Annotated in this window: 22 protein-coding genes; 7 read left to right on the top strand and 15 right to left on the bottom strand. The window is 64.7% G+C overall.

Features of this window, described 5'->3' with window-relative positions; translation table 11 throughout:
* Positions 1-95: 95 nt before the first annotated feature.
* A complete protein-coding gene (locus AC2FNY_RS04665; RefSeq protein ID WP_496801772.1) occupies positions 96-1,493 on the top strand; it encodes an FAD-binding oxidoreductase in 1,398 nt (465 codons plus the stop codon).
* A gap of 255 nt (positions 1,494-1,748) precedes the next feature.
* Entirely contained in the window at positions 1,749-4,256 is a 2,508-nt protein-coding gene (locus tag AC2FNY_RS04660; protein WP_234165762.1) for a GcvT family protein, read from the top strand.
* A gap of 53 nt (positions 4,257-4,309) precedes the next feature.
* On the opposite strand, the gene AC2FNY_RS04655 is transcribed toward AC2FNY_RS04660, so the two are convergent.
* Positions 4,310-4,738 (bottom strand): EF-hand domain-containing protein, encoded by a 429-nt coding sequence (locus tag AC2FNY_RS04655; protein WP_234165763.1) that lies wholly within the window; start codon positions 4,736-4,738, stop codon positions 4,310-4,312.
* 308 nt (positions 4,739-5,046) lie between these two features.
* Positions 5,047-5,637, bottom strand: a complete 591-nt coding sequence (locus AC2FNY_RS04650; RefSeq protein ID WP_234137484.1) for an HD domain-containing protein — start codon at positions 5,635-5,637, stop codon at positions 5,047-5,049.
* A 101-nt stretch (positions 5,638-5,738) separates the two neighbouring features.
* Here AC2FNY_RS04650 and AC2FNY_RS04645 point away from each other — a divergent pair, with 101 nt between their 5' ends.
* From AC2FNY_RS04645 to AC2FNY_RS04635, 3 genes are all read left to right on the top strand, one after another.
* A complete protein-coding gene (locus tag AC2FNY_RS04645) occupies positions 5,739-6,590 on the top strand; it encodes a LysR family transcriptional regulator (RefSeq protein ID WP_234142867.1) in 852 nt (283 codons plus the stop codon).
* 73 nt (positions 6,591-6,663) lie between these two features.
* Positions 6,664-7,275 (top strand): MliC family protein, encoded by a 612-nt coding sequence (locus tag AC2FNY_RS04640; RefSeq protein ID WP_234137486.1) that lies wholly within the window; start codon positions 6,664-6,666, stop codon positions 7,273-7,275.
* 4 nt (positions 7,276-7,279) lie between these two features.
* Positions 7,280-8,206: a PLP-dependent cysteine synthase family protein gene (locus AC2FNY_RS04635; RefSeq protein WP_496801771.1), complete on the top strand. Its 927-nt coding sequence runs from the start codon at positions 7,280-7,282 to the stop codon at positions 8,204-8,206.
* Between the two features lie 48 nt (positions 8,207-8,254).
* Here AC2FNY_RS04635 and AC2FNY_RS04630 read toward each other — a convergent pair whose 3' ends face one another.
* The 4 genes from AC2FNY_RS04630 to AC2FNY_RS04615 all read right to left on the bottom strand — a co-directional run bounded on the left by AC2FNY_RS04630 (position 8,255) and on the right by AC2FNY_RS04615 (position 11,313).
* Complete coding sequence (locus tag AC2FNY_RS04630) at positions 8,255-8,590, bottom strand: carboxymuconolactone decarboxylase family protein (protein ID WP_234137488.1); 336 nt, start codon at positions 8,588-8,590, stop codon at positions 8,255-8,257.
* 70 nt (positions 8,591-8,660) lie between these two features.
* Positions 8,661-9,311 (bottom strand): DUF938 domain-containing protein, encoded by a 651-nt coding sequence (locus AC2FNY_RS04625; RefSeq protein WP_496801770.1) that lies wholly within the window; start codon positions 9,309-9,311, stop codon positions 8,661-8,663.
* Positions 9,308-10,378, bottom strand: a complete 1,071-nt coding sequence (locus tag AC2FNY_RS04620; RefSeq protein ID WP_496801769.1) for an NAD(P)/FAD-dependent oxidoreductase — start codon at positions 10,376-10,378, stop codon at positions 9,308-9,310. The genes AC2FNY_RS04625 and AC2FNY_RS04620 overlap by 4 nt, the downstream gene beginning before the upstream one ends.
* Positions 10,375-11,313, bottom strand: coding sequence for an aldo/keto reductase (locus tag AC2FNY_RS04615; protein WP_496801768.1), 939 nt, complete (start codon positions 11,311-11,313; stop codon positions 10,375-10,377). The genes AC2FNY_RS04620 and AC2FNY_RS04615 overlap by 4 nt, the downstream gene beginning before the upstream one ends.
* 151 nt (positions 11,314-11,464) lie before the next feature.
* On the opposite strand from AC2FNY_RS04615, the gene AC2FNY_RS04610 reads away from it, so the two are divergent.
* A complete protein-coding gene (locus AC2FNY_RS04610; protein WP_234216000.1) occupies positions 11,465-11,866 on the top strand; it encodes a hypothetical protein in 402 nt (133 codons plus the stop codon).
* Between the two features lie 3 nt (positions 11,867-11,869).
* Positions 11,870-13,108, top strand: coding sequence for an HlyD family secretion protein (locus tag AC2FNY_RS04605; RefSeq protein ID WP_496801767.1), 1,239 nt, complete (start codon positions 11,870-11,872; stop codon positions 13,106-13,108).
* 45 nt (positions 13,109-13,153) lie between these two features.
* Here AC2FNY_RS04605 and AC2FNY_RS04600 read toward each other — a convergent pair whose 3' ends face one another.
* From AC2FNY_RS04600 to xdhA, 9 genes are all read right to left on the bottom strand, one after another.
* Positions 13,154-13,552 carry a hypothetical protein gene (locus tag AC2FNY_RS04600; RefSeq protein WP_496801766.1) on the bottom strand — a complete coding sequence of 133 codons (399 nt, stop codon included), beginning with the start codon at positions 13,550-13,552 and terminating at the stop codon, positions 13,154-13,156.
* A gap of 5 nt (positions 13,553-13,557) precedes the next feature.
* Complete coding sequence (locus AC2FNY_RS04595) at positions 13,558-13,791, bottom strand: hypothetical protein (protein WP_234137495.1); 234 nt, start codon at positions 13,789-13,791, stop codon at positions 13,558-13,560.
* A gap of 247 nt (positions 13,792-14,038) precedes the next feature.
* Positions 14,039-15,112 carry a BMP family ABC transporter substrate-binding protein gene (locus AC2FNY_RS04590; RefSeq protein WP_496801765.1) on the bottom strand — a complete coding sequence of 358 codons (1,074 nt, stop codon included), beginning with the start codon at positions 15,110-15,112 and terminating at the stop codon, positions 14,039-14,041.
* A 53-nt stretch (positions 15,113-15,165) separates the two neighbouring features.
* Complete coding sequence (locus AC2FNY_RS04585; RefSeq protein WP_234137497.1) at positions 15,166-16,086, bottom strand: ABC transporter permease; 921 nt, start codon at positions 16,084-16,086, stop codon at positions 15,166-15,168.
* A gap of 3 nt (positions 16,087-16,089) precedes the next feature.
* Positions 16,090-17,172: an ABC transporter permease gene (locus AC2FNY_RS04580; RefSeq protein WP_234137498.1), complete on the bottom strand. Its 1,083-nt coding sequence runs from the start codon at positions 17,170-17,172 to the stop codon at positions 16,090-16,092.
* Positions 17,173-17,211: 39 nt separating this feature from the next.
* Complete coding sequence (locus AC2FNY_RS04575; RefSeq protein WP_496801764.1) at positions 17,212-18,729, bottom strand: ABC transporter ATP-binding protein; 1,518 nt, start codon at positions 18,727-18,729, stop codon at positions 17,212-17,214.
* Positions 18,726-19,694, bottom strand: coding sequence for a xanthine dehydrogenase accessory protein XdhC (gene xdhC / locus AC2FNY_RS04570; protein ID WP_496801763.1), 969 nt, complete (start codon positions 19,692-19,694; stop codon positions 18,726-18,728). Before xdhC ends, AC2FNY_RS04575 begins: the two co-directional genes overlap by 4 nt.
* A complete protein-coding gene (gene xdhB / locus AC2FNY_RS04565; RefSeq protein ID WP_496801762.1) occupies positions 19,684-22,023 on the bottom strand; it encodes a xanthine dehydrogenase molybdopterin binding subunit in 2,340 nt (779 codons plus the stop codon). Before xdhB ends, xdhC begins: the two co-directional genes overlap by 11 nt.
* Positions 22,020-23,513, bottom strand: coding sequence for a xanthine dehydrogenase small subunit (xdhA, locus tag AC2FNY_RS04560; protein WP_496801761.1), 1,494 nt, complete (start codon positions 23,511-23,513; stop codon positions 22,020-22,022). Before xdhA ends, xdhB begins: the two co-directional genes overlap by 4 nt.
* Positions 23,514-23,669 lie beyond the last annotated feature (156 nt).

Here is a 23,669-nt window from a genome sequence, read left to right as displayed (position 1 = left end):
GGGTTTGTGGGTATTGACCCGCAAGCCCCCGGCTCTCTACTTAACACATGAACCTTGGCGGGGCTGGCCCGCCGGGGCCAAGGGGGGGGACAGACATGGCTCAGATCACCGCATTGCCGCGTAACGAGACCGGCATCGAAACCGTGATCGGTATCCTGAAACAGCGCTTCGGTGATCGGGTACAGACCGGCCAGGCGATCCGCGAACAGCATGGCCACACCACCACCTGGATCGAGAACCAGCCGCCCGATGCGGTGGTCTTTCCCACCTCCACCGCCGAAGTGTCCGAGATCGTCAAGACCTGCGCCGAACACAAGGTGCCGGTCATCCCTTTTGGCACCGGCACTTCGCTCGAGGGGCACGTGAACGCACCCGCCGGCGGCATCTCGGTCGACCTGATGCAGATGAACACTATTCTCGCCGTGCACGCGGGCGATCTGGATTGCGTGGTCCAGCCCGGCGTCACCCGCGAACAGCTCAACACCCATCTGCGCGACCAGGGCCTGTTCTTTCCCATCGACCCCGGCGCGAATGCCTCGCTGGGTGGCATGGCTTCGACCCGGGCCAGCGGCACCAACGCGGTGCGCTATGGCACGATGAAGGACAATGTCCTGGCGCTCGAAGTGGTGATGCCAGACGGCGAGGTGATCCGCACCGCGCAACGGGCCAAGAAGACCTCGGCAGGCTATGACCTGACCCGGCTGATGATCGGCGCCGAGGGCACTCTGGGCATCATCACCGAGATCACGCTGAAACTGCAGGGCATCCCCGAGGCGATCTCGGCCGCCCGCTGCTCCTTCCCGACGGTCGATGCCGCCTGTCAGGCGGTGATGACGACGATCCAGTTCGGCATCCCGGTGGCGCGGATGGAACTGCTCGATGTGATTGCGGTGCAGGCGGTCAACGCCCATTCCAAGCTTGACCTGCCGGAAACGCCGCTGTTGCTGCTGGAGTTCCACGGCTCCGAGGCGGGCGTCGCCGAGCAGGCCGAATTGTTTGGCAGCATCGCCGAGGAAAACGAGGGGAGCGGGTTTGCCTGGACCACCTCGACCGAGGAACGCAACCGGCTCTGGAAGGCGCGGCACGAGTTTTACTGGGCCTCGCTGCAACTGCGCCCGGGCCGCACGGCGCTGGCCACCGATGTGTGCGTTCCGATTTCGCGTCTGGCGGAATGCGTCAACGCCGCCACCGCCAAGGCCGAGGAACTCGGCCTTTTTGCGCCGCTGGTCGGGCATGTGGGCGACGGCAATTTCCACATCTCGCCGCTCATCGACAAGGATGACCCGGACGAGATCGCCAAGACCGAGGCGTTCACCGCCTGGCTGGCCGAACTTGCTATCTCGATGGATGGCACCTGTACGGGCGAACACGGTATCGGTCAGGGCAAACGCGCCTATCTCGGCCAGGAACTTGGTGCGACCACCCGCTATATGACCGCGATCAAGGCCGCACTGGACCCGTTGAACATCATGAACCCGGGCAAGATTCTCTAACCGGTACGGCGGCGACGCCAGAGATTTTTCGACGAAAAATCTCGCCTCCGGCGGGAGTATTTGTCGCGGAATGAAGCGGTGATGGCCCTTCATTCCGCCCAAAATACTCAATTGCGACCGTGTCCGGACCGGGCGCGCGCGTCGTTGTCAAGGCGGAGGTCGGTTTTGCACGTTTTTGCGTCGGATGGACTTGGCTTGTGAGAATGGGCTTCGGCATAAACCATGCCAAAGAGACTCATTCCGGAGAGCGGTCCCATGAAAACCCAAGTCAAAGCACTGGTCGTCGGCGGCGGTGCCGTCGGTACCTCGATCGCCTATCACCTGGCCAAGGCCGGCTGGGACGACGTCATGCTGATCGAGCGTGACGAGTTGACCTCCGGCTCGACCTGGCACGCGGCGGGCCTGTTGCCGCTGTTCAACATGTCCTACGCGACCACTCATATCCACCAATACTCGGTCGATTTCTACAAGACGCTGGAAGAGGAAACCGGGCTGAATGCCGGTTTCGCCGTGGTCGGCAACCTGCGCATGGCGCAGACGCAGGATCGTATGGACGAGTATATGCTCTATGCCTCGACCGCCGAGACCTGTGGCGTGAAATACGAGTGGCTGACCCCGGACCAAATCAAGGAACGCTGGCCGCTGATCGAGACCTCGGACCTCAAAGGTGCGATCTATCACACCGAGGACGGTTATATTAACCCCGCAGACGTGACCCAGGCGATGGCCAAGGGCGCGCGCCAGCGTGGCGTGGAGATCGTGCGCAAGATGCAGGCCGATGCCTTCCACTGGACCGGCACCCATTGGGAAGTGACCTGCACCAAGATGGTGGAAAAAGGCGGCAACCTCGTGCCCTCCGACGAACAGGTCGTGATCACCGCCGAGCATGTCGTCACCGCATCGGGCAACCACGCGCAGCGCACCGCCAAGCTGCTGGGCATCAAGATGCCGGCGATCCCGGTTGAGCACACCTTCATCGTCATGGATCAGGACCCCGAACTGGTCAAATGGCGCGAGGCGGGCAACCCCGAGCACCCCGTGGTGCGCGACGCCGACAACGAATCCTATGCCCGCGAGGAACGCGGCGGCTGGATCCTCGGCATCTACGAACACGGCGCGCCCGCGCGCTTCGAATATGGCGTGCCGGACAGCTTCCGCGCCGATCTGTTCCCGCTCGATCTTGACCGGATCGCCGATCAGTACATGGCGATGGCCGAGCGCGTGCCCTCCTGCGCCGAAAGCGGCCTCAAGGACGATTTCAACGGCCCGATCTGCTACACGCCCGATGGCAACCCGCTGGTCGGCCCCGCACCGGGCCTGCGCAACATGTGGCTGGCCGAGGGCTTCTCCTTTGGCATCACCGCCGCCGGCGGCACCGGCTATTACCTGGCGCAGATGATGGTCGATGGCGAGGCCGAGATCGACATGGCCAGCCTCGATCCCAAGCGCTACAGCTCGAACTGGATGACCACCGAGTTCGCGGCGCGCAAGAACGAGGAATGCTACGAACACGTCTACATCCTGCACCACCCGGACGAAGAGCGCGAGGCCTGCCGCCCGCTGCGCACCGCGCCCGCCTATGATCGGCAAAAGGCGCTGGGCGCGCAGTTTGGTTTCGTCAACGGTTGGGAGCGTCCGAACTATTACGGCCCGCTCGATGCGCCCGAGAATTTCGACCATGACGCGCGCAGCTTCCGCCGTGGCGGCTGGTGGCAATACGCCGTCGACGAGGCCAAGGCGATCCGCAACGGCGTGGGTCTGATCGACGCCACCGCCTTTACCAAGCACGTGGTCAAGGGCCCCGGCGCCACCCAGTTCCTGGACTGGTTCACCTGCAACAAACTGCCGAAAGTGGGCCGGATCAACCTGACCTATGCGCTGACCAGCGCTGGCACCACCCGCACCGAATACACCATCGTGCGCAATGGCGAGAACAACTACTACATCGTCTCCGCCGGGGCGTGGACGGAGTATGACGCCGACTTCCTGCGCAAGGCGGCCGAGGACAAGATGGAGGAGTTCGGCTATATCGAGATCCAGGATGTCACCACCCAGTGGGGCGTCTTTGCCATCGCCGGGCCCAAATCGCGCGACGTGCTGAAAGAGGTGATCAAGGACGCCGATCCCGAAACCGCCCTCTCGAACAAGCGTTTCCCGTGGCTGTCGGCCCGTCAGATCGAACTGGGCATGTGCCCCGTGAACGCGATCCGTGTGGCCTATACGGGTGAGCTGGGCTGGGAGTTGCATCACCCGATCGAGATGCAGCGCTACCTGTGGGATCTGCTGCTGGCTGCCGGTGAAAAGCACGGGATGAAGCTGGTTGGCGCCCGCGCCCAGAACTGGCTGCGTCAGGAGAAGAGCTATCGCGCGTTTGGCACCGAACTGGGCCGCGATGCGACCCCGCTGGAGGCCGATCTGCCGCGTTTCGTGGACCTTGGCAAAGACTTCCACGGCAAGGCCGAGATGGAGGCCAAGGGCATCCGCTCCAAATGCTGCACGCTGCTGATCGACGGGCCTGCCGATGCCGATCCCTGGGGTCGCGAGGCGCTTTATACGCCCGAAGGCGAGCGCGTCGGTCGTCTGACCTCGGGTGGCTATTCGGTGGCCTTCGAGAAGTCGATCGGCATGGGCTATGTGAAGCCTGAGCTGGCGGTCGAAGGCACCAAGCTGAAGGTCAAGATGCTGGATCAGCTGTGGGATGCGGTCGTGACCTGCGACAGCCCCTATGACCCAAAGAACGAGACCATCCGCAAGGACGGCTGACGCCTCCTTTGAGAATGAAGAGACGGCCCCGGACATCCGGGGCCGTTCTTGTTTCAGCCGCCCGGTTTGAAATCGGCGCTGCTGATCACGCCATCGCCGTTCTTGTCGAGCATGTCGAAGAAGGCGGGGGCCTGGGCGCCGAACTCGTCGAGCGAGACCAGACCGTCGCCATCGGCATCGTTGAAGGTGCGGTCCATCGCCTGATCGACCAGCGCCATCGGCCCCTTGCGGCCACCGGCATTGGCCTCGATATCGGCACGTCGGGTTTCGTCGAACAGGTCATATTCGGCGGCGTCCAGCGCGCCATCCTCGTTCTGGTCGAACATCACGAAAATCTCGCCGCGTTTCTCGGCGATCTCGGCGACGGTGATCAGCCCGTCGCCATCCATGTCCCAGTTTTCGATGAAATGCGCTCCGGGCGTGCCCTGGGCCAGGGCGGCGGTGCCAAGGGCACAGGCCGAAGCGAGAAGGAGAAGGCGCATCAGAGTTACTCCTGTTTGACGGCATTCACGCGTCAAACGGGTGATGCGCCCCGATCCGTCGGGCCATTTCGCCGCAGGGGGGCTCCCGCCCGTCGGAGGCGCATCAAAGATGCACCCCCTCCCGTTGGGCCGGGCGCCGCGCGGGGCGCGGCGCGGGCGCTTAGAGAGGCCCCGCCCCACGCAGGGCCAACTGTTGCAGGATCGAGGCAAGGGCCATCGCGGCCAGCAGAATCGCGGATTTCATCAGCGCGCTCCCTGTCATGTGTTCCGGTATTACCTGAAACGGGTGGGAGGCGTTGTTCCGTCGCTTATCCTTCGGCGGTCTCGTTCAGCTCCATGTGACCGCCGCCGCGGGACAGCACCCGCCGCAGAATGGGTTCGAAGAATTCCAGCGGTTTGGTCGGATAGTCCGGGTCGAACGCGCATTGGTCGTATTCATGGCAGAAGTAACGCGCGTCTTCCCAATAGGGGCTGTCGCGATACTTGTCGCGGGCGTTGCGGTCGCCGCCCCAGTAATGGTTGTAATAATAGCCCTGGAACACGCAGTGATGTTGCAGGATCCAGTAACATTTCTCGCTGACATAGGGTTTCATCATCGCCGCGGCCAGTTCGCCGTGGTTGTAGGGCGACAGGATATCGCCCACGTCATGCACCAGGGCGGCCACCACGATCTCGTCCTCGGCGCCATCGGCATGGGCGCGGGTCGCGGCCTGAAGCGAGTGCTGATAGCGGTTGATCGGGTAGGGGGTCCAGGCCTCGTCCAGCGAGCGGATCGCGTCCAGTATCCGGTCGGGCAGGGCGGCGTTATAGGCCTCTTCATATTCCATCACCGCGTCCCAATCGGCCTGGGTGGCCTCTTCGAAACTGGTCCAGGTGGGTTTTTGTGACTTGTCCAGCATGGCGCGTTTCCTTCGTGTCTGCCTGGGGCAAAGGTAGCAGAGCGCGACTGAGCAGAAAAACGAATTGATTTGCTCAGAGTGATCTGAAAATCTTTTCAGTTATGCAGATAGCCGCGCTTGAAACCTTTCTCGCCATTGCCGAGGCCGGCAGTTTCCACGCGGCAGCCCGTGGGCTCAACGTCACCCAGACCGCTGTCAGCGCCCGCATCAAGGCGCTTGAAACCGCGCTGGGGGTCGCGCTTTTCGAGCGTGGTCCGGCTGGTACGCGCCTCAGCCTTGCCGGGCAACGGTTCCGCCCGCATGCCGAGCAGATGCTGCGCACCTGGACCTTCGTCACAGCCGAAATGGCCGCCGGCCCCGGCGCGCGCGGCGCCTTGCGGCTGGGCGCGCAACTGTCGCTCTGGGATGCGCTGTTGGTCGACATGGCGGTCTGGCTGGAACAGGAACAGGGCGTTGTCCCCTTCACCCTGAACTATGATCACGCGCTTGATATGGGGGTGGCGGTGGCCGAACGCCTTGTCGACCTGGCTTTGGTACATGACCGCCCGACGCAGCCCGGGATCGAGGTTACTGACCTGCCCGACGAACGGCTGACGCTGGTATCGGACCAGCCCCTGACGCTCGGGCGGGACGAGATGCCGCTGTTCATCAACCTGGAATTCTGCGCCGAATACGACCGGCTCTGGCAGCAGGTGATGCCGCCCGGCAGCCGTCAGCATATCGTTCTGGGCAATGCGGCGATGGGGCTGCGCTATCTGATGCGGCGCGGCGGGGTGGGGTATTTCCCCGATACGATGGTCATGGGCTCGCTGCGGCGCGGGCGGCTGCACGCGGTGCGTGGCGCGCCCGAGATGCGGCTTGCCTGCCGCGCTATCCACCTGCGCGACAATCCGGGCCTTGGCCAGATCGAAACCGCAATCACCGGCCTGCGCAAGCTGCGCGGTGGACGCTGACAGCGGTCTTGGCCCATGGTGATGGTGTGCTAGACTAATAGCGATTTCGAGTTCGCCATTCAGGAGAGACGCCATGCGCGCCTGTTTCACCTTGTGCCTTCTGCTGGCCGCCCCGGCGTTCGCTCAGGAAGGCCCCTCCTTCGACTGCTCCAAGGCACAGAGCGATGTCGAAACCCTGATCTGTGAGGATGCCGACCTTGCCCGGCTCGATCGGCTGGTCGCGGAACGCTACACTGCGGCGCTTGCGGTGATCGACGGATTGGACACTGGCGCCGAGCAGGCAAAACAGAGCCTGCGCGCCGAACAGCGCGGCTGGATCAAGGGCCGCGACGAGTGCTGGAAGGCGGGCGATTTGCGTACCTGTATCGCCGATACCTATCTGCGGCGCGAGGGCGAGCTGGTCGCTCGCTGGATGCTGGAGGAGCCGACCGGCATTGCCTTCTGGGCCTGCGGCGGCAATCCGGCGAACGAGGTCGTGACATATTTCTATGCCACCGAACTGCCCAGCGTCCGGTTCGAACGCGGCGACAGCATCGATACCGGTACCCTGGTGCCGACCGGGTCGGGTGCGAAATACGAGGGCAGCTTTGGCCGTTCGATCTGGACCAAGGGCGACAGTGCCCTGTATCGCGACCCCGACCCGGACGGCAGCGAATGGGACTGTGTGTTGACGTCGAATGGTTAACGGGATGCGTGGTGACGACACATTGACGGCAGTCGGCAACACACCGCTGGTCCGCCTCCGCGCGCTGGAGCCGGAAGGCGGCGCCGAGATCTGGATCAAGCTCGAAGGCGGCAATCCCACCGGGTCCTACAAGGACCGGATGGCCATATCGGTCTTGAGCGGTGCCATGCGGCGCGGCGACCTGCGCCCGGGCGACCGGGTGGTCGAATATACCGGCGGCAGCACCGGCACCGCGCTGGCCTTTGTCTCGGCGGTGCTGGGATTGCGCTTCACGGCGGTGTTCTCCGATGCCTTCTCGGCCAGCAAGCGGCAGGCGATGGCGGCCTTCGGCGCCGAGGTTCTGGTTGAGGAGAGCCATGGTCAGGGCATCACGCCAGACCTGATCCAGCGGATGAAGGCGCGCGCCTTTGCACTGGCCGGGGAACCGGGCAGCTATTACGCCGATCAGTTCGGTTCGCCCGAAGTGCGAGCGGGGTACGAACCGATGGGGCGCGAGATTGCGGAGGCTCTGGGCGGGCAGGTCGATGTTCTGGTCTCGGCGGTCGGTACCGGGGCGGCGCTGATGGGTGCGGCCGATGGCATGACACAGGCCGGGGTCACGGCGCAGGTGATCGCGCTCGAACCGCTGCAATCACCGTTGCTCACCACCGGCAAGGGCGGCGCGCACCGGGTCGAAGGGGTGGGGGTCGGCTTTGAACCGCCCTTTCTGGACCGTGGGCGGCTGTCTGACATTCGGGCGATTGATCAGGAGCAGGGATTCGAGATGTGCCGACGCCTGGCGCGGGAAACCGGCGTCTTCGGTGGCGGATCGACCGGCCTGAACGTGGTTGCCGCAATCCAGCTGGCGCAAGAAATCGGGCCGGGCAAACGCGTCGTCACCTTTTGTTGCGACAACGGTGGCAAATACCTGGGTGGCCATATCTACGGCTGATCCCGGATGTGGCGGGGCGCGCGCTTCGTCCGCGCCCCGGACTGCTCGTTACCCGACCAGTTCGTCGAAACACTCCAGCGCCTTGGCGGCATACATCATCGATGGGCCGCCCCCCATCTGGATCGACATGGCCAACACATCGGACAGTTCCTCGCGGCTGGCACCGGCCTTGACCAGCGCCTCGACATGCAGAGAGATGCAGGGCTCGCAACGCGACGCGATCGAGATGCCGAGCGCCACGAATTCCTTGGTCTTGAAATCCAGCGTGCCGCCTTCCTTGACCGTCTTGCCCAGAGCGCCAAAGGCGCGGGCGGTGTCGGGAATGGCGCCATGCAGATTGCGCAGCCCCGCGCGGGTGGCTGACAGCTTGTCGTTCCAGTTCATTCGAATGTCCTTACACACATATTGACATCGGCATGTGTAAGGGTTGCCGGCCCGGCGGCCTTGATCTGGATCAGACCCGCGGCTTTTCAGCGATCAGGGCCAGATTGTTCGCGGGCATCTCGACCACGTCGGCCATCTCAAGCCCGACGGCCTGCATTCGGTCCATCGTGTCGAAATCGTCCTTGTATCCGATTTCGGGATCATCTGCCGTCAGGGCGGCGTGAAACCGCGCGTCACCCTCGCTGGTCAATTCGCCCGCCCGCATGAAGGGGCCATAGATCACCAGCCGCCCGCCTGGCGCCAGCGCGGCGGCGGCCTCGGCGATCAGGGTCGCCGCCTCTCCCTCGGAAATCAGGTGAAGCAGGTTGATCAGCACCACCAGGTCCTGCCCCGCCCAGTCCGCGCCCCAGCCGGGGCGCGTTGCGTTCAGCTCCTGCACAGGCGCGACATTGTCCAGGCCTTTGCAATAGGCGTCGATGCTGGCGCGGCGCTGGGCGTCCACTTCGGTCGGTTGCCAGTGAAGCCCCGGCAGTCGTTCGGCGAAGGCGCTGACATGCTGGCCGGTGCCGCTGGCCAGTTCCAGCGCGCGGCCCTGATGCGGTGCCACCTGCTCCAGCAGGTCGCAGAGTACGCCCACGTTCCGTTCCGCGGCGGGCGCGAGCATGCGCGCACCTTCACCAGTCGTAGCGATACTGGCGACCGAGGGCGGCTTGCGGCTCATCTCAGCCGCTCCGGCCGCAACTGCGCCACCACCCCGGCTTCGATCTCGGGCGCGGCGCCTGTCACCAGGTCGCACAGCAATTGCGAGGCCGCGGGCGAGGTCTGGAACCCATAGCCACCCTGACCGGCACACCAGATGAAATCATGCTGATCTGGGTCCGGCCCCAGCACCAGCACCCGGTCGGGGGCAAAACTGCGCAAGCCCGCCCAGTTGCTGTCCATCCGAGTCACCTCCTCGGTCACCATTTCCTGATAGCGCGCCAGCCCCTCGGCCAGCACCATGTCATCGGCCCAGGCGTCCTGCGGCTCGACCGGGTCGGCATCGGCGGGCGAGACGATCAGCTTGCCCGCATCGGGCTTGGCGTACCATGTCTCGCCCACGCCCATCAGCATGGGCCAGCCGCTCACGTCATGGCCGCCGGGTGCAGGGATCCGCGCCATCGAGCGGCGATAGGGCTGCAAGCCGATCGGGGTCACCCCTGCCATCACCGCCACCTGATCGGCCCAGGCCCCGGCGGCGTTGACGATGTTGCGCGCCTCGAAGACCTCTCCGGCCTCGACCTGCCAGACCGCGCCGTGTGATATCCGCGACACCCGCCGCCGGGTCAGCACAGCGCCGCCATTGGCGCGAATGACACGCGCGAAATCCTGCATCAGCCGGTCGGTGTCGATATCCCAGGCCTCGGCATGATGGGCGGTATAGACCACCGTTTCCGGGTTCAGGATCGGCACCATGGCCCGCGCCTCGTCCACCGAAATCGGCGTCATCTCCATGTCGGCGACATCCGTCTGAAACGCATTCGCCTGATCTGCGCCACCCAACAGCATCAGCCCGCGCGGGGTCAGATAGCCGCCATTTGCGGTGTGGTGATAATCGGCGCTGGCCCGGTTCAATGCCACCACCGCAGGCTTGCCATAAGCCGCCTCGAACAGCGCCGCCGAGCGGCCCGAGGCGTGGTAGCCCAGCGCATCCTCGGCCTCGAGCACCGTCACCTTGCCATGCGCCGACAGGCGCGCGCCCGCGCTCAGGCCCGCGATACCGCCGCCGATCACCAGAAAGTCGATCATGCCTGTTCCTCGATCCTGTCCGTCGCCGGGGGCGGCGTCGGGCTCAGCGCCGTGAGCCGCGCATAAAGCTCCGGCGACATCTGAAATTCCATTGCCGCCAGCGAGGGGCGCAACTGCTCGGCTGAACGGGCCGAGACGATGGGTTGCGCGCCCAGCGGGCTGGCCGCCACCCAGGCGACCGCCAGCGTCGCCGGATCGACGCCCAACTCGGCCCCGATCTCGGCCAGCCCTTCGGCCGCGCGCGGCATCCAGTCCAGACCATACCGCGCGGCATAGCGGTGATCCTCGGTCAGCCGTCCCGCACCGCCTCCCGCATATTTCCCGGTCAACAGGCCACCGCCCAGCGGCGAATAGGCGGCCACATTGATCCCTTGGTCGGCGCACATCGGCAGGATCTCGACCTCGGCCTGGCGCTTGACCAGATTGTACATCGGCTGCATCAGGTCGATGCGCAGGTCGAACAGGCTGGCCACAGCGACTGCCTTCATCACCTGCCAGGCGGCAAAATTCGACAGGCCGACATAGCGGATCTTCCCCTCGTCACGCAGCCGCGCAAAACACTCCATCGTTTCGTTCAGGTCGGTATCGGGGTCGAACCGATGCAGATAAAGCGCATCGACCATGTCGAGACCCAGCCGCTGTCGGCAGACATCGAATTGCGCGCGCATGTTGGCAGCGCCCGCGCCTCCGTCATAGCCCACCTTGGTGGCGATAAAGAGCCGTTCGCGCTCGGCCCGGATCATCTCTCCCAAAAGGGTCTCGGACTGGCCGCCGGTATACACATAGGCGGTGTCGAAATGGCTGAGGCCCGCCTGGCGGCAGGCATCGAACATTGCCGCCGATGCTGCCGCGTCTGCGCGGCCGCCAAATTGCATGGTTCCAAAGGCAAAAGCGCTTGCCGGGCTGCCGTCGGGGGTGGTGAGGAGCGATGTCATGCGCGGACAATGGCACGCACCGAAAGGGTCGAAAAGATCAAATCCTATTTGATCGCGACGGCTTGCACCCTGCGGTTCCGGCGGCGCATAGTTGCGCTGACTGATTAAGTGTTTTCGGGAGAGCAGTTTGAGCGCGGAGAACATACATCCGATGGCATCCGGACATGTGCCGTCCTATATCGTGGCCGCCGACGGCAGTGATTTCCTGCTGGGTTTCATGGCGGTCTTTACCATTGGCCTGATCCTGCTGATCGGCGTTGGCTATTTCACCCTGCATGCCCTGCCCGAACGCATGGCCCACAAAAGCAACCATTCCCAGTTTCAGCTGGTGGGAATTCTGGCGCTGCTGGCGCTCTTTACTCATAACAACGTGTTCTGGGTGGCTGCGGTTCTGGTGGCGGGGTTCCAGCTTCCCGATCTGGCCGCACCGCTGCGCGCCATCGCCGATGCGATCCGCGCGCGCGGCACCGATTCCGAGAGGCAGGACGATGCGTCGCCGGAGACGGTTGCCGAACCGCATTCCCATCCTGCCGCTGCGACAGAGGGGCACTGACCCATGCTCGAAACGATACTCTGCGCGCTTGTCACGCTTTTGCCGGACTATCTGTTCCGCCGCTATGTTCAGGGCAAGCGCATTGGGCATGAGCTAACCCTGTTCTCGGTCTGGTATGAATTGCGCTGGGGGCTTACCAGTTGTGCGATGCTGACCCTGACGGTCATCACCACGCTCTTCTACTTTCATCCTGCGACCAACGCGGTAACCTCGTATTTCCGCACGGTGACGATCCTGCCCCAGGTCGGCGGGCGCGTCGAAGAGATCTATGTGACCAACAACCAGGTAATCGAAGCGGGCCAGCCGATTCTACGCCTTGAGGGCCTCTCGCAAAGGGCGGCAGTCGAGGCGGCCAATGCCGGCATCGCCCAGATCGAGGCGGCGCGCAAACTGGCGCTGACCGATCTGGCCATGGCCGATGCTGGCATTGCCCAGGCACGGGCGGCGCTGACCCAGGCGCAAGAGGATCTGGCCCGCAACCAGACGCTCAAGGATCAGGGGTCGAGCGCCGTGCGCCTGACCGAAATCGAGCGGCTGGACAATCTGGTGAGCGAGCGTGAGGCGCTGTTGCAGGCGGCCGAGGCCGGCAAGGCGGCAGCGCAGCAGCAGATCGACGTTCTGATCCCGGCACAGATGGCCAGCGCCCAGGCGCAGCTTGAACTGGCTGAGGCCGAACTGGGAAAGACCCTGATCGTCGCAGGGGTAGCTGGCCGTATCGAACAGTTCGGGCTTGAGGTCGGTGACTATGTCAGCCCGCTGCTGCGCCCTGCGGGTCTTCTGGTGCCGTCGGATTCGGGCCGGGGCCGGTTCCAGGCCGGGTTCAATCAGATGGCGGCACAAGTGATCAAACCGGGCATGGTCGGCGAGATCGGTTGCATGACCAAGCCCTTTACCATCGTTCCCATGGTGGTGGTGGCGGTGCAGGACGTGATCCCCTCGGGACAGATCCACCCCAGCGACGTGCTGCGCGACCCGGCCAAGAACCTGACGCCCGGCAGCGTGACCGTCTATTTGGAGCCGCTCTACGAAGGCGGGGCCGATCTGCTGCCACCGGGCAGCGCCTGCCTTGCCAACGTGTACACCAACAACCATGACCGTCTGGAGCATGACCCTGACCTGGGTGGCTTCGAACGCGCCTTTTTGCATGTGGTGGACACAATCGGCGTGGTGCATGCCGCAGGCCTGCGGCTGCGGGTCCTGCTGATGCCGGTGCAAACCCTGGTTTTCTCGGGAGGCCACTAAAGCATCACGGTGATCAGGCGAAAGGGGCCGTTTCCGGCCCCTTTCCTATTCGGCGGCAATAGCCGACTGGTCGGTGATCACCATGCTGCACGCGCGACAGGCGGTTTCGCCGGTCTGATCGAACCAGCGGCAACTGGCGCGGATCGGGCAGAGCGGCAGGCTATTGGCCAGAGGCACGCGGGCCGCTTCCAGATGCTCCAGCACATGGTCGATCACCCCGCAGCGGCTGCCGGTCCATTGCGCACAGCCCGAGGTCGCGCAGGGGGAGGAAAAGCGCATGCGCGCCTCGGGCTTGCCATGGGCAGAGGCGGTTTCGACGAAATCGGCGTCGATGGTCATGGAACTGCGCAGATGGCGCACATGCCCGTCCGACCCCTTGACGCCCAAGAGCTGGTTGCCCGGCGCGCAGCGCGCGCTCGGGCAGGTTCTGTCGGGGCTGGACATCGGCCTCACCCCAGGCGGGCGAGCATGTTGCCCATCTGCTTTTCCCGCTCCAGCAACGGGTCGAGTTCGGGGTGCAGGATGATTCCGTACCAGTCGCGGGGGAACTTCGTCACCCAGGGCTTCTCGAACCCGGTGCGGGCGATATGGCCAAGGACCAGCTTCTGGATTTCGCCCTGAAGCTCCATCTCGGTGGTCTTGTCCATTTCCAGATTGCCGGTATCGACAACAAAACGTGCCATGTCAGTCTCCTTTATGAAAATGCCACCCCTGAAAATACGTATGGGGCAGGGACAGGGTACACGCTGAACGGGTCGCACCCTATGCGGGAAAACCGAACCATCATACACGCATCGGCACGTTTTTGCCGATCTTCCCGGGGTGGAACGGCCAAGAAAATTCGACGAATTTTCTTGGCCCGGCGGTGCAAGCCGCAAAGAAAAAGGCCCCGCCGGGGCGGGGCCTTTGGTCCGGTCATCAGGCCGGGGATCAGTTCGGGATGTCGCCTTCGATGCCTTCGACGTAGAAGTTCATGCCCGCCAGCGTGCCGTCATCTGCGGTTTCGCCTTCGGCCAGCCAGTCCGACCCGTCCTGCTTCTTCAGCGGGCCGGTGAATGCGTGATAAGAGCCGTTGGCAAGCGCGTCCTTCAGCGCCAGCGCCTCGGCCTTCACATCGGCCGGAACCGCGTCCGAGATCTCGCCGATGCCCACCATGCCGGCACCGATGCCGTCCCAGGTGCTTACGCTGGTCCAGGTGCCATCCATCACCGCCTTGGTGCGGGCGATGTAATAGGGCGCCCAGTTGTCGATGATCGAGCTGACGCGCGGCATCGGGGCATATTCGCTCATGTCCGAGGCCTGGCCAAAGGTGATCACGTTGCCGGCGGCCTGCGCGGCGGCCTGCGGCGCGGTCGAGTCGGTGTGCTGCAGGATCACGTCCGCACCCTGTTCAATGAGCACCTTGGAAGCATCGGCCTCTTTCGCCGGATCGAACCAGGTATAGGCCCAAACGATCTTGAACTGCACGTCCGGGTTCACCTTGCGGGCGTGGATGAAGGCCGAGTTGATGCCCCGGATCACTTCGGGGATCGGGTAGGAGCCGATGTAACCCACGATGTTCGACTTGGTCATGCGCCCGGCGATGGTGCCTTGCACGGCGCGGCCTTCATAGAAACGGGCCGAATAGACCGACACGTTCTCGGCCTGCTTATAGCCGGTGGCATGCTCGAACTTCACCTTCGGGAACTTCTTGGCAACGTTGATCGTGGGATCCATGTAACCGAACGAGGTGGTAAAGATCAGATCGGCGCCTTCGAGCGCCATCTGGGTCATCACCCGCTCGGCATCGGGGCCTTCGGGCACGCTTTCGACGAACACGGTTTCGACCTTGTCGCCAAATTCCGCCTCGACGGCCTGGCGGCCCTTGTCGTGCTCATAGGTCCAGCCGCCGTCGCCGACCGGGCCGACATAGACAAAACCGACCTTGGTCTTGTCCTCCGCCATGGCGCCGGTCGCCAGACCCAGCACCATTGCGGCACTTGCGAGAAGTGAGGTGAATTTCATGTAGTGACTCCCCTTTATGGTTCGTTAGCAGTTTCGTTGTGGTTGGCCCCTCGTCAATGAGAGGCGTGGAAGCTGCGTCCAAGTGCGGCAGGCGCACCGCTCTTGTCCGCGGAAAGGATCACAAGCACAAGGATCGTGATGAGATAGGGCGACATTGCCAGATACTCGACCGGGATGGCAACGCCCGCCGCCTGAAGGTTCAGCTGGACCACGGTGACGCCGCCAAAAAGATAGGCACCCAGCAAAGCGCGCCAGGGTTTCCAGCTGGCAAACACCACCAGAGCCAGCGCGATCCAGCCGACACCGGCAGTCATGCCTTCGGTCCACTGGGGCACCCGGATCAGGCTGATATAGGCGCCGCCCAGCCCCGCGCAGGCGCCGCCGAACAGGATCGCCAGAACGCGGATGCGGATCACCTTGTAGCCCAGCGCATGGGCGGCATCGTGGTTTTCGCCCACCGCGCGCAGGATCAGGCCCGCGCGGCTGTATTTCAGAACCCACCAGACCGCGCCGGTCAGCAGGATGCCCAGATAGAGGATCGGGTCATGGCTGAACAGGATTGGCCCCACCACGGGCAGATCGCTCAGCACCGGCAGGTCGAGCCGCCCCATCGCGGGCGGTTTGATCCCCACATAAGACTGGCCCATCAGCGCGCTCAGCCCCAGGCCGAACAGCGTCAGCGCCAGACCGCTGGCGACCTGGTTGGCCAGCGCCACCTGGGTCATCAGCACAAAGAGCAGCGACAGGATGGCCCCCCCGATGGCGGCGGCGATGAAGCCCAGCCAGGGCGAGCCGGTCTCGACCGAGATGGCAAAGCCGCAGATGGCGCCGGTGATCATCATGCCCTCGACACCGAGGTTCAGGACACCGGCCTTTTCTACCACCAGCTCACCGATGGCGGCCAGCAAGAGAGGGGTTGCCGCGACCATGAGAGAGGCCACCAGCAGGACGGGATTGATTGCAGACAGGTCCATGGTTCACGCCACCTCTTTGCGGGCCGCACGGATGCGGTAATTGGTCAACAGATCCAGCGCCAGCAGGAAGAACAAGAGCATCCCCTGGAACACCTGGATCGCGGCGGCAGGCAGGCCCAGGCTGCCCTGTGCGATCTCGCCGCCGATATAGGTCAGCGCCATCAGCCCCCCGGCCAGCAGGATGCCCACGGGATGCAACCGGCCCAGAAAGGCCACGATGATCGCGGTAAAGCCATAGCCCACGTTGAAATCGATACTGATCTGGCCCGATGGGCCCGAGACCTCGAACAGCCCCGCCAGCCCGGCCAGCGCGCCGGACATGCCCAGGCAGAACAGGATCAGCCGGGCAGGTTTCACGCCCGCGAACCGCGCCGCGCGCGGCGCCTCGCCGGTCAGGCGGATGTGGAACCCAGTCATGTGCCGGTTGAGCAGCACATAGGCAAATATCACCGCGACAAACGCCGCCACCACGCCCCAATGCATCCCCGATCCCTCGATCAGTTCGGCGTTATGAGCGCTGGCATAGGATTGCAGGTTGCGCGAGCCGGGAAAGCCGAAGCCTTCGGGGTTCTTCAGAAGGCCCAGCGACATCGAGGCAAGGAATTGCTCGGCCACATAGACCAGCATCAGCGAGACCAGGATCTCGTTGGTGCCGAACCGAACCTTGAGGAAAGCAGGGATCATTGCCCAGACCCAGCCGCCAAAAGCGCCCGCGAGTACCATCAGGGGAAAGATATAGAAGGCCTCCATCGGGTAGAAGGCCAGACCGACACCGGCGCCGACGATGGCGCCCATGATATACTGTCCCTCGGCGCCGATGTTCCAGATGCCCGCACGAAAACCCAACGAGAGGCCGATGGCGATCAGCACCAGCGGCGCGCCCTTCACCAGCAATTGCGGGCGATAGTAGAACGCATATTCACCAAACAGTGGCTCCCAAAAGATGGTGCCGATCGCCTCGACCGGGTTCTTGCCCAGTACCGCGAACAGCAGCCCGCCGCAGATCATTGTCGCCAGCACCGCCACCAGCGGCGTTGCCATCGACCAAGTGCGCGAAGGCTGCGGACGTTTCTCCAGCACGATCATGCGCGCGTCTCCCTGTTTTTCTTGTTGTGGGGGGAAATGTCACACATGCGCCACCTCCATTCCGTGGGCACCGCCCATCATCAGGCCGATCTCGTCCACGGTCAGACCGACAGTGGTGCGCGGCGCGCTCAGCCGCCCTTCGTTCAGCGCCGCGAACGTGTCCGAGATTTCCATCAGCTCGTCCAGGTCCTGGCTGATGCAGACCACCGCCGTACCCTTGGCCGCCAGATCCAAGAGCGCCTGCCGGATCGCGGCGGCCGCCGATGCATCCACACCCCATGTGGGCTGGTTCACCACCAGCACGTCAGGGTTCTGCAACACCTCGCGCCCGATGACGAATTTTTGCAGGTTGCCGCCCGACAGCGAGCGCGCCGCGTTTTCCGGCCCCGGCGTGCGCACGTCGAATTCCTTGATGATCCGCTCGGCGAATGCCTGCGTTTCGGCCCATTTCAGGAACCCGTTGCTTTCCAGCCCCTCGCGCACCGATCCGGTGAGCAGCGCGTTTTCCGTCAGGCTCATGTTCGGCGCCGCCGCATGGCCCAGCCGCTCCTCGGGTGCCGTCAGCAGGCCCAGCCGCCGCCGCGCCACCGGACCCAGCCGGCCCACCGGCTGGCCATCCTTTTTGACCGCGTCCGCCGCCGTCAGGATCTCGCCCGACAAAACCGCAAGCAACTCGTCCTGCCCGTTGCCCGCAACCCCGCCGATGCCCAGAACCTCGCCCTTGCGCACCGTCATATGGACGTTCTTCAGCGAGGTGCCGAATTCGCTGGGTGAGGGCACCGACAGGCCCGAGATATCAAGCGCGATCTCGCCAAATTCACGGCCCGACCGTTCCGGCGACTTCAGCGCCGTGCCCACCATCATTTCGGCCATGTCGCGGGCCGAGGTCTCGCGCGGGGTGCATTCGCCCACGTTCTTGCCCAGCCGCAGGATGGTCGCGTGGTCGCAAAGCGTGCGGATTTCCTCCAGCTTATGGCTGATATAGAGGATCGAGGTGCCCTCGGACCGCAGTTTTTGCAGCGTCTGGAACAGGATCTCCACCTCCTGCGGCGTCAGCACGCTGGTCGGCTCGTCCATGATCAACAGCTTGGGGTCCTGGAGCAGACAGCGGATGATCTCGACCCGCTGCCGCTCGCCCGCGCTCAGGTCACCCACCGTGCGGAACGGATCAAGCGGCAGGCCATAGGTCTCGCTCACTGCGCGGATGCGCGCGGCCAGATCGCCCATCGCGGGCGGGTTCTCCATCCCCAGCGCGATGTTCTCGGCCACGTTCAACGCGTCGAACAGCGAGAAATGCTGGAACACCATGGCAATCCCGTCGGCGCGCGCCGCGCGCGGCTCGGGCGGGGCATAAGGCGCGCCGCGCAGGGTCATGCTGCCGCTGTCGGGCTTGACCAGCCCATAGATCATCTTGACCAGCGTGGACTTGCCCGCGCCGTTCTCGCCCAGCAGGGCATGCACCTCGCCTTCGCCAATGTCGAAACTGACATTGTCGTTGGCGACAACGCCGGGATAGGCCTTGGTCAGGCCCTTGATGCTCAGAAGTGGTGTGCTCACGCGCTGAGCTCCTTCCTTGTGATGCCGCTTTGCTCCGGACGCAACAGCCGGGCGGCAACGCCGATGGCGATGCATGCGGGATGTTTGCCCAGGGCGGGATCGCCGATGGGACAAGTGATACGGTCGATCTGTTGCGGCGTGTGGCCAAGCGCGGCCAGCCGCGACCGGAATCGTGCCCATTTGGTAGCCGAGCCGATCAGCCCGGCAAAGGTAAAATCATGTCGCAGCAACCGGTTGCAGAGTTCCAAGTCCAGTTCATGGGAATAGGTCAGGATCAGATGTTCGGCCTCTTTCGGCGCATAGGGAACCAGATCGGCGGGCCGCGTCGCGGGGAGACGGGTAACCCCGCCGGGTATCGTTTCGGGAAACCGTTCGGGCGCGGTATCGACCCAGGTGATGGCGAAGTCGGGCAACGGGGACAGCGCATTCACCAGCGCCCGGCCGACATGGCCGGCACCCCAGACCCACAGTTGCCGGGAGGGTTGCAGGACAGGCTCGACCATCCAGTCGTCAATCAGTTGAGGTTCTGGCGGCACCCCCTGTCCGCGCGCCTGCGCGAGCAGGCGCTTGACCGTGAGAGGCGCGCCGGAAACCTGCAAGGTTTCCGGTCCGTTTTCCGTGCCGGAAAACGGCAGCGCGGGCCGCGCGACCACCGTGCCATCGACCGTGTCAATCCGCGCCGCGTCCCAGCTCTCCGTCAACAGCGTCACCGCCCCGCCGCAGCACTGGCCCAGCTCCGGCCCCAGCGCATGCCGGCTCAGCCCAAGCCGCCCGGCGCGCGCCGCCTCTGCCGCCTGAAACTCCAAGGCTCCGCCACCGATCGTGCCCGACTGGCCGTCTTGCCAGACCAGCATCGCCGCACCCACCTCGCGCGGGGACGATCCCCTGATCGCCGCGATCACCACCCGGGTCACTCGCCCATGTGCGGCCACCGCTGCGCGCAACCCCTCCAGATCAAACGCCATCGCCAAGCCTCCGGATGCCTTTCCAGACCTCCTCCGCCGTCGCAGGCGCGTTTAGCGCTGGATAGGCATCGCCACAGGAGGCAACCGCATCGGACAAGGCCAGCCAGGCCGAGATGCCCAGCATAAAAGGCGGCTCGCCCACCGCCTTCGACCGATAGATCGTGTCCTCTCGGTTTTGCCCGTCCCACAGCGCCACGTTGAACACTTCGGGCCGGTCAGAACAGGCCGGGATCTTGTAGGTCGAGGGCGCATGCGTCCTGAGCCGACCCTTGTCGTCCCAGACCAGCTCTTCGGTGGTCAGCCAGCCCGCGCCTTGCACATAGCCGCCCTCGACCTGGCCGATATCCAGATCGGGGTTCAGCGAGGCCCCCGCATCATGCAGGATGTCCGCGCGCAGGATGCGGTATTCGCCGGTCAGCGTGTCCACCGCCACCTCGGTCACCGAGGCGCCATAGGCAAAATAGTAGAACGGCCGCCCACGTCCCTGGATCCGGTCCCATTCGATCTTGGGCGTCTTGTAGAACCCGGTGGCCGACAGGCTGATCCGCCCCTGATAGGCCAGCGCCGCCGCCTCGGCGAAACTGTACCGCGCCTCGCCCACCTCGACCTGCCCATTCCCGAACCGGACCGAGGCGACCTCCGCCTGATGCCGCTCGGCCAGATAGGCCGCCATCCGGTCGCGGATGGTGTCACAGGCGGCCTTCACCGCCATGCCGTTCAGGTCCGACCCCGACGAGGCCGCCGTGGCCGAGGTATTGGGCACCTTGGCGGTATCGGTGGCGGTGATCTTCACCATCTCCAGCGGAATGCCGAACCGGCTTGCCGCCACCTGCGCCACCTTCTGGAACAGGCCCTGGCCCATCTCGGTGCCGCCATGGTTCAGATGCACGGAGCCGTCCTGATAGACATGCACCAGCGCACCCGCCTGGTTCAGATGGGTCAGGGTGAACGAAATGCCGAACTTCACCGGCGAAAAGGCGATGCCCCGCTTGACGATCGGATTGGCCGCGTTCCACGCCGCCACCGCCGCCTTGCGCGCGGCGTAATCCGACGACGCCAGCAGCGCCTCGGTCATCCCGTGCAGTTCGAAATCCTCGACCACCTGCCCATAGGGCGTGGTATTCTCCTTCATTCCGCCGGAAATACCCCGGGGGGAGGCCGAAGGCCGGGGGGCAGGGCCCCCCACCGGTGCCGCATAGTAATTCCGCTGCCGCAACTCGACCGGGTCGATCCCCAGCACATGCGCGGCGTGGTCCATGACCCGCTCGATCCCGACCATCCCCTGCGGCCCGCCAAACCCGCGATAGGCGGTGGCGGATTGGGTATTGGTCTTCAGCCGGTGGCTTTCGATCCGCGCGTTGGGCAGCAGATAGGCATTGTCCGCATGCAGCATCGCCCGGTCCGCGACCGGCAGCGACAGGTCCTGCGCCCAGCCGCAGATCGCGTGATGCAGGAAGGAGACGCCCTGAATCCGGCCCTCGGTGTCGAACCCGGCACGATAGGCGATGCGAAAGGCATGGCGCTTGCCGGTGATCACCATGTCGTCGTCGCGGTCATAGCGCATCTTGCAGGCGCGCCCGCTGGCGCGGGCCGCCACGGCGCAGGCCACCGCCAGCGCGTTGCCCTGGCTTTCCTTGCCGCCAAAGCCGCCGCCCATGCGGCGGGTCTCGACCCGGACGGCGTGCATCGGCACGCCCAAGGCCTCGGCCACCTTGTGCTGGATCTCGGTCGGGTGCTGGGTGGAACTGTGCACCAGCATGTCGCCGCCCTCGCCGGGCAGGGCCAGCGCGGCCTGACCTTCGAGATAGAAATGCTCCTGCCCGCCCAGCTCGAACGTGCCTTCGATCACATGGGCCGCCCCGGCAATCGCCGCCTCGGCATCGCCCTTTTCATAGATGCGCGGCCCGTCCTCGAACCGGCTGTCGGCCGCCAGCGCCTGTTCGATGGTCAGGATCGCGGGTTCCTCGGCATAGTCGATCCGCGCCAGCCGCGCCGCCTTGCGCGCGGCCAGATGGCTGGTGGCCACCACTACGAAAAGCGGCTGGCCCACATAATGAACGGTGCCGTCCGACAACAGCGGCTCGTCATGGGCCGAGGGCGAGACATCGTTGGCAAAGGGCAGGTCGTCGGCCGTCATCACCATCACCACGCCGGGGGCGCTCTTCACCTCATCGAGGTTCATCGCGGTGACCCGCCCCTTAGCGATCGTGCTCAGGCCAAAGGCGAGATGCAGCGTGTCGCGCGGGGTGGGGATGTCATCGACATAGCGGGCGGTACCGGCGACATGCAGCGGTGCCGCGTCATGCGGCAGGGGTTTGGCGACGCTCATGCCCGTACCTCCAGCACATTGGTCAACTGGCCCTGATCCTCGGCGAAATAGCGGCGCAGCATCGCCTTGGCGGTCTCCATCCGGTAGCGGGCCGAGGCGCGCATGTCCGACATCGGGGTGAAATCGGCCTCGAACTCTGGCAGGGCCGCGTTAACAACCTCTTGCGTCCAGGGCTGGCCGATCAGCGCCGCCTCGACCGCGCGGGCGCGTTTCGGGATGCCCGCCATACCGCCAAAGGCGATGCAGGCCGCAGTGACGGTGCCACCCTCGACGGTGATGTTGAAACAGCCGCAAACGGCCGAGATATCCTGATCGAAGCGCTTGCTGAGTTTATAGCATTTCAGCCGGTCGGGCTGGCGCGGGAAACTCACCGCCTCGACAAATTCGCCCGGCGCGCGGTCCTGCTTGCCGTAGTCGATGAAGAATGCCTCGAGCGGCAGGTCGCGGCGCGTGTCGCCCTTGCGCAGATGCAGGGTCGCCCCCAGCGCGATCAGCGCGGGCGGGTTGTCGCCGATGGGCGAGCCATTGGCGATATTGCCGCCAAGGGTGGCGGCATTGCGCACCTGCACGCTGGCATAGCGGCGGATCATCTCGCCATAGGACGGGTGCAGGGGGGCGACAGCGTCGCGCATCCGGTTCATGTCGACCATGGCGCCCAGGCGCACATGGGTATCGGTGATCTCGATTCCTTTCAGATCGGCGCAGCCGGAAAGGAAAATGACCTTGGGCAGGTCGCGCAGCTGCTTGGTGACCCAGAGGCCCACATCCGTCGCCCCGGCGATCAGCGTGGCATCGGGATGGGCTTCGTAGAGGGCCGCGAGTTCATCGGAGGATATTGGGGAAGAGGGGGGCTCTGCCCCACCCGCCATTGCCTCTTGGGCAACTGGCGCATTGGAAGAGGGGGGCTCTGCCCCACGCGCCATTGCCTCTTGGGCAACTGGCGCATTGGAAAAGGGGGGCTCTGCCCCCCGGCCTGCGGCCTCCCCCCGGAGTATTTCCGGCGAAATGAAGGCGCGATCCGTGGCGAGCCAATCAGGCTTGGGCGCCTCCTCGACCGCGCGGGCGGCGCGGATGATCGGGGCATAGCCGGTGCAGCGGCAGAGATTGCCGGCCAGTTGCGTGTCGTGATCGGTGGCGCCCTCGGCATGGCCCGCAACCATCGACATCACGAAGCCCGGGGTGCAGAAACCGCACTGACTGCCGTGATGGGTGACCATGGCCTGTTGCACCGGGTGGCTGCCGCCCAGCCCCTCGACCGTGCGCACCGCCTTGCCATGAAGCTGCGGCAAGAACAGGATGCAGGCGTTCAGCGCGCGGGTGCCATCGGCATCGCTGACGGCCACGGTGCAGGCGCCGCAATCGCCCTCGTTGCAGCCTTCCTTGGTGCCGGTCAATCCGCGTGCCTCGCGCAGCCAATCGAGCAGTGTCGCCGTGGGGTCGACCCCTGCCAGCGTGACTGTCTCTCCATTCAGAAGAAACGAGATGTCCATCCTGTGAAACCGGTCGCGTTACCCTGTTGGCCCATGGCTGCCCACCTTCGATGCGACGTAGAAAGGGGCCGGGCTGTTGTCTGACAGGAAGGTTAGAAACCGGAACCGTTGTCTGGCAAGAAAAACTCAATCTGCAATGCAGCAATTTTCGACAAC

It is taken from the genome of Ruegeria sp. BHSC223, assembly GCF_059613025.1.
This window is presented reverse-complemented; position numbering and strand designations above follow the sequence as displayed.